Source organism: Synechococcus sp. R3-13 (genome assembly GCF_047462195.1).
GTDB lineage: Bacteria > Cyanobacteriota > Cyanobacteriia > Thermostichales > Thermostichaceae > Thermostichus.
The window spans coordinates 6156-11826 of the sequence record NZ_JANSIO010000277.1 but is presented as its reverse complement, the minus strand read 5'-3'; the positions used below and the strand labels follow the sequence as shown (position 1 = coordinate 11826).

Sequence of the window (5671 nt, the reverse complement as noted above, 5' to 3'; positions counted from 1 at the left end):
GCCGCCTCCCCAAAGCGCAGCACTTCCTCCAGGGCGGCTTCCCCCACTGCAGGGCGATTGAACCCAAAGGCGCGAATTAAGATGGGGATCCCTTCCACTTGGCCCAGAGCCCCCAGCGCCCTCACCACCCGCAGCAAGTCCTCAGGCGACGTGGCCTGCTCCAACTCTGCCGCCAGTTGAGCCACAGCAGTGGGAAGCGCTTGAGCAGCCGAGGCGGAGGACATAGGCAACGAATAGTCAAAGGTACAGTTGAAGCATCTGAAATGATCTAAATCAAAGGCACTGAGCGCCCCAAAATCCTAAAAGAGCCTCTCCAGTTGCGGAAGGATCGCTGCCGCCACCTGAGCCGGCGGTACCCGCCCCAACTGAAGCGCCACATCGAACAGCCGCTTCAGAGCATTGATGCGCAGGTTGAGCGCTACGTCGGCTGTTGCCAACAGCGGTGCCCCCGCCACCCATCCCGATTCGGCCAGGTCGAACAAAGCGGCCTGTCGCAAGCTGGAGTTGGAGTGGGCCAGGAGCGCCACTAGGATTTGGGTCAGCTCCTCGGCTTGCGTAAAGCGGTAGAGCACCCAAGCCGCTGCCGAACGCACCCGCTCAGAGGGATGGTTCAAAAAGGGCCGGATCGCTGCCTCAGCCTCGGTGGCCTGAAGCTGACCCAAGGCCTCGATAAGGGCTTCCCAGGGCTGCTCCTGCTCGCGGGACTGCAACAGTGCCAGCAAGGGATCCACCGCTCGCTTGTCCCCCAATTGAGCCAAGGCATAGGCAGCCTCTTCCCGCACATGAAAGTCGGTACAAGTGAGCGCCTCGATCAAACCGGGCACGGCCCGCGCATCCCCGATTTGCCCCAGGGCCTTAGCGGCATTGCGGCGCAGAGGATAGCCCCCTAAGGCAGTGCGATCCCGCTCATCCTGCAACGCCAAAAGCAGCGGCTCTACCCCCCTTGGATCCCGAACTGTGCCCAGGTACCAGGCAGCATAGTACCGATCTTGCAAGTCATCCCCCTGCAGCCGGGCTATCGCCTGCTCCCAAGTGAGCTGCTGCGGCAGCACCGCCGTGTTGGATGCCATACGAACCGTTGCAGAGCTGTTCATGACACCTGGGCAACCTTGCCGGTAACTTCAGTCGGCCGTCGGGCCTCCCTCACTCAGCAGCGCCGTTGCCCTGAGCGGGAGAGGCATTGGCTCCCGACAAGGCAGTGACCTGCACGATTTTGCCACCCATCCGCAGAATGCGCTGCATCTCGGCAGACAACCGACTGTAGGGAACGGTGGTGCTCAGGGTGCTGCGGCGAACTTTGGCAGAGGTGGCCAGAGCATCGGGCGGGTTGAGCAGACCGGTGTACTCAACTCGGTAAACCCGGCTGCCGGCTTCTGTCAGGGCTTCAGGGCTGGTGGTGCTTTGACCAAACATCGCTTTCCCCAGGTATCTATGAGACTTCGTTTGGAAGACAGGCAAACTGACCAGCGAACAAGCCGTACCGGCTATTCTCGCGAACCAGCACGCTGCCGTTGGGCAATGCCTACAATCCAAAGGCTAACTACCCCAGACTGGAGAGCAGGCGACCAACCCAACCGGCTTAAGAGAAGCCAAGGCGCCAAACCAACCTGGAAACAGGTGGAATAGACCTCTTTGGAGCCGTCGCCTGCTCTGGAGAGACACACAATTGGAAGACAAAGAAAGAGATCGTCCACTCCCAACAAGCAGGGATCTCTGCCCTGGGATCCCCTAGCTGAGGGCGTTGATGGCGTAATCGAAGTAGATAGCAGCTTCGTTGGCCGCTTGACCGCTCAGCATGCCCAGAGCGCGGCTCTTCATGTACTGCAGAGCCACGATGTACCAGCTGGGAGAGAGGTTAAAGGAGCGGTTCACTTCCCGCAGTCCGGCCACCAGGTATTCATCGAGGGGGCCGGTGCCACCTGCAACCAGGGAATAGGTGATGAAGCGGAGGTAGTAGCCGATGTCGCGGGCACACTTGGCTTGAAACACATCGCCGTGGCCCATTTCACCCGGCTGAGTCAGGTAAGGGAACCTCTTGAACACTTCCTGCACCGCTTCCCGCACCAGAGTTTGCTGGTTGTTGGTTAGGACACGGGCCGCTTCCAGAGAAGCAGCAGCACGCTGGTAACGACCATTCACGGCCTGCAGTTCGCTGGCATTCAGAAAACGCCCTTGATTGTCAGCGGAAGCAATCGCTTCAGTGATGACAGTTTTCACCTTGCAGCTCCTAAATTCATCGATTGTGTTGTTAACGAACATTCTGTAGGAAAGGCGGACTGGATTTCCACCTGCCTATCAGAAATGAGGGATCTAACGGATCTCAATTCTGAAAGGAACGACCAAGCTGGCTTCGACCCAAAGCTCAAACGATGGCGGCAGCCGCCTTATCGAAGTAGCTGGCCACTTCGCTTTGCAGCGCCGAGCAGTCCCCAGGAGTGATGCCCTTCGGATCCATGATCTTGGCCAGCGCTTCCTTCTTCATAGCAGCAATGGCATTGGCCACAGAAGTGGTGGGCACCCCCAGAGCAATGTAGGTTTCCCGCAGGCCGTTCAGGCAGCGATCTTCCAGCACAGAGCTATCCCCGGCCAAGGTGGCATAGGTGATGTAGCGCAGGATGATCTCCATGTCCCGTAGGCAGGCAGCCATGCGGCGGTTGGTGTAGGCATTGCCGCCGGGAGCGATCAGATCTGGCTCTTGAGCAAACAAAGAGCGAGCTGCATTGGTTACGATTTGGGCGGCATTGCTGGTCATGCGGTTGACAGCATCTAGGCGCTTGTTGCCCTCTGCCACCAAAGCCGCCAAACGGTCAAAGTCTTGGTCACTTAAAAAGGCACCGCGTGCATCTGCCTGAGCGATCACCCGGGTAAAAGCATCTTGCATGATGGATCTCCTTCTGGTCTTTCCAAAAAGTGGTGAGCGACTGGCTGAACCTCCCAAAAGCCGAATCCCAAGCTTTTTTGCGGGATCCTCTTTGACCCCCAAAAATCAAGGATTCCGTGGCAGCAGACCCCCCACCGAACCCCTAAATTTTTAGATAGGTCAAGAACCTCTGCGACTTTCAGACAGCCGAGCATCCAGCCTAATTTTATATCGCGGGATGGATGAGTGTTTTGTGAAGATTTACAAACCCATCGATACCAAAATGTCTGCTTAGCCTGGGATCCCTGGACTATGGGGCGCAGCAGGGGGGAAATGGGTCTGCGGGCTGGCTCACAAAATGTAAACATTTGTTTTGAGATGGAAGCAGTCTGAGTGGGCACCTTCCTGAACAGAAGTTAACACTCTGGAGTGGTCACCTCTTGCAGGGCCGCTTTGAGGGCTCGACAAAAGTGAGCTATTTGTTGCAGTCCTTCTTCAGGCGTGGGGGCTTTGGCCAGCCGTTGCACAAATGCGCTGCCCACAATCGCCGCATCTGCTCCCCAGAGAGCGATCTGGCGGGCCTGGTCGGGAGTGGAGATGCCGAAGCCCACCCCAATCGGCAGGGGGGTTTGTTGGCGCAGTTGCTGCAGCAAAGCCGGGATCCGCTTTTCCAGGGTGGCCCGTTCGCCGGTAACGCCGGTGGTGCTGACCAAGTAGACAAAGCCACTGGACTGCTGGGCAATGCGGCGCATGCGCTCCGGGGGGCTGGTAGGTGCCACCAGCAGGATGAGGTCGATCCCTTCGGCCTGGGCTGCTTGTCGCAGGGATCCCGCCTCTTCCAGAGGCAGATCGGGGACGACCAAGCCGGCACAGCCGGCCTGCCGCAGTTGATGCAGAAAGTTGGGGATGCCGAGCTGGTGGATGGGGTTGTAGTAGGTGAACAGGATCAGGGGGGCCTGCAGCGAGAGACAGCGCAAGCCTTGTAGAATGGCGCCCAAAGTGACTCCCCGACTGAGGGCGCGGGTGGCTGCTGCTTGGATCACCGGCCCATCCGCCAAGGGATCCGAGTAGGGTACCCCCAGCTCGATAAGATCGGCGCCGCTCTGATCCAGAACCTGCAAAGCCTCAAAGGTGGTTTCCAAGTTGGGATCCCCAGCGGTGAGGTAGGGGATGAGGGCTTTTTCACCACGGCTGCGCAGCGCCTGAAAGCAGGCTGTGATCCGAGTGGGCATGGGATCCATTCGATTCTGAGGAGATTGAGAGCATCCCCCACTGTAGCGTCTGCCGGGATCCCTAGGGGAGAGGCACAAAATCGTAGCCGGTACCGGAGCGGTTGCCGGGCTCAACCCGCACCAGCACATGGGGAGCATTGCGGTCGCCGGAGGGCAAGAAGCGCACTTCTCCGGAAGCGCCGTCCTGGAGGAGGAAGTTGGGATCCTGCAAACGGGCCAGCACAGCGTTGCGGCTGGTGGCTCCTTGGCTGAAAGCTTGCAAGAAAACCCGGGTGGCATCATAAGCCAGAGCGGTGCGCCAGCTCACCTGCCCTCCCCAGAGCTGGGCTGCCTTCTGGGCAAACTCGCGGTTGCGCGGCACCTGGGGATGCCAGGGTACCGCCACCACCAAGCCCTCTACCGCTGCTCCCCCTTCTTGCAATGTGGTGAGGCTGAAGAGCACATCGCCGCCCAGAAGAGCAAGGGGCTTACCAGCTACAGCGTTCTCGCGGGCTACGGCCAGCGCTTTTTCGGCTACGGAAGCCGTGGGAGCTAAAAAAGCTACCTGGGCTCCTTGGCCGACGGCCCTTTGCAGGCTGGCCTGGGGGTTGAAGTCCGACGCCGATAAGTCGAACTCCGCCAGCACGATGCCCCCTTCGCTGGTCAGGGTGGAGGCAAAGGCATCGCGCAAGCTGGAGCTGTAGGCGCTGTTGGGGTTGTAGAAGATGGCCACCCTTTGCAACCGCAACGTGTTGAGAGCATAACGGGCCAGTTGCGTGCCGGCCACTTGATCGGAGGGCACGGTGCGAAAAATGGCATCCCCCAGCATGCTGATGCGAGTGCTGGTGGAGGTGGAGGAGATCATCGCCAAGCCGGCAGGCTGATAAACCTCGGCTGCAGCCAGGGTGGCATCGCTGGTGTTATGGCCAATCACCCCCAAGATCTCAGGCTGCGCCACCAGGGCTTTGGCCACCGCTGCTGCTCGCTCAGGGTTATCGCCATCGTCGGCAATCACTACCCGCAGCAGCCGTCCTCCGATTCCCCCCTGTTGGAAAAGCTCCTCCTGAGCTTGCGCCACCCCGCGCAGGGTCTCTTTGGCGCGGTTGGGGTTGCTGGAGATGGGCACCACCACCGCCAGGCTCAAGGGACTGCCCTGCTGCTGGGCACGGGCATTGTTCAAGAAAATGCGAGCTTCCGGGTCGTTGCGGTTGCTTTGCAGCCCCATCTCCAACACCGGGATGGCTGCGCTGAGGTTACCTTGGCGCAACAGCTCTGCAGCGGCAACGGCAGCGGGACTGCTATCGGCAAACAAGGTGCGCTCGCCGCTGGTCAGGAGCAGATCTTGTGCTCCACCCCCCAACCCTGGCAGCGACACCTGAGGCAGAGGGATCCCTTGCGGCCAGCGAACATAGCCCGCCCGCCAAGCACGATGACCGCCCCAGAGGAGCAATAGCCCCAAGGCAATGTAGACAATGGGTGGTGGAGACTTGGCAACCATATATAGAGAGAGAAAACGCTAGCTTTTGGCCAGCAAAGACACTGCTTGTATCCTCAGGAATCCTCAAAAGTCATCTTTCCAAGGATCTCTAAGGATCTCCGA

General features: G+C 59.5%; 6 protein-coding genes and 1 pseudogene. All 7 read right to left on the bottom strand.

Going from position 1 to position 5671, the window contains the following annotated elements; all coding sequences use genetic code 11:
* A pseudogene (locus NW856_RS08710) lies at positions 1–224 on the bottom strand (HEAT repeat domain-containing protein); the annotation flags it as partial.
* 75 nt (positions 225–299) lie between these two features.
* Positions 300–1070, bottom strand: coding sequence for a HEAT repeat domain-containing protein (locus tag NW856_RS08705; RefSeq protein WP_414399851.1), 771 nt, complete (start codon positions 1068–1070; stop codon positions 300–302).
* A gap of 73 nt (positions 1071–1143) precedes the next feature.
* Positions 1144–1413 (bottom strand): phycobilisome linker polypeptide, encoded by a 270-nt coding sequence (locus tag NW856_RS08700; RefSeq protein ID WP_011432575.1) that lies wholly within the window; start codon positions 1411–1413, stop codon positions 1144–1146.
* 315 nt (positions 1414–1728) lie between these two features.
* Positions 1729–2217: a phycocyanin subunit alpha gene (locus NW856_RS08695; RefSeq protein ID WP_414343139.1), complete on the bottom strand. Its 489-nt coding sequence runs from the start codon at positions 2215–2217 to the stop codon at positions 1729–1731.
* Between the two features lie 145 nt (positions 2218–2362).
* Entirely contained in the window at positions 2363–2884 is a 522-nt protein-coding gene (locus NW856_RS08690) for a phycocyanin subunit beta (protein ID WP_414343171.1), read from the bottom strand.
* Positions 2885–3276: 392 nt separating this feature from the next.
* Positions 3277–4092, bottom strand: coding sequence for a tryptophan synthase subunit alpha (gene trpA / locus NW856_RS08685; RefSeq protein ID WP_414343136.1), 816 nt, complete (start codon positions 4090–4092; stop codon positions 3277–3279).
* A gap of 61 nt (positions 4093–4153) precedes the next feature.
* The gene (locus NW856_RS08680) at positions 4154–5569 is read right to left on the bottom strand and encodes an ABC transporter substrate-binding protein (protein WP_414399850.1); all 1416 of its coding nucleotides are present in this window, start codon (positions 5567–5569) and stop codon (positions 4154–4156) included.
* Positions 5570–5671: the final 102 nt, after the last annotated feature.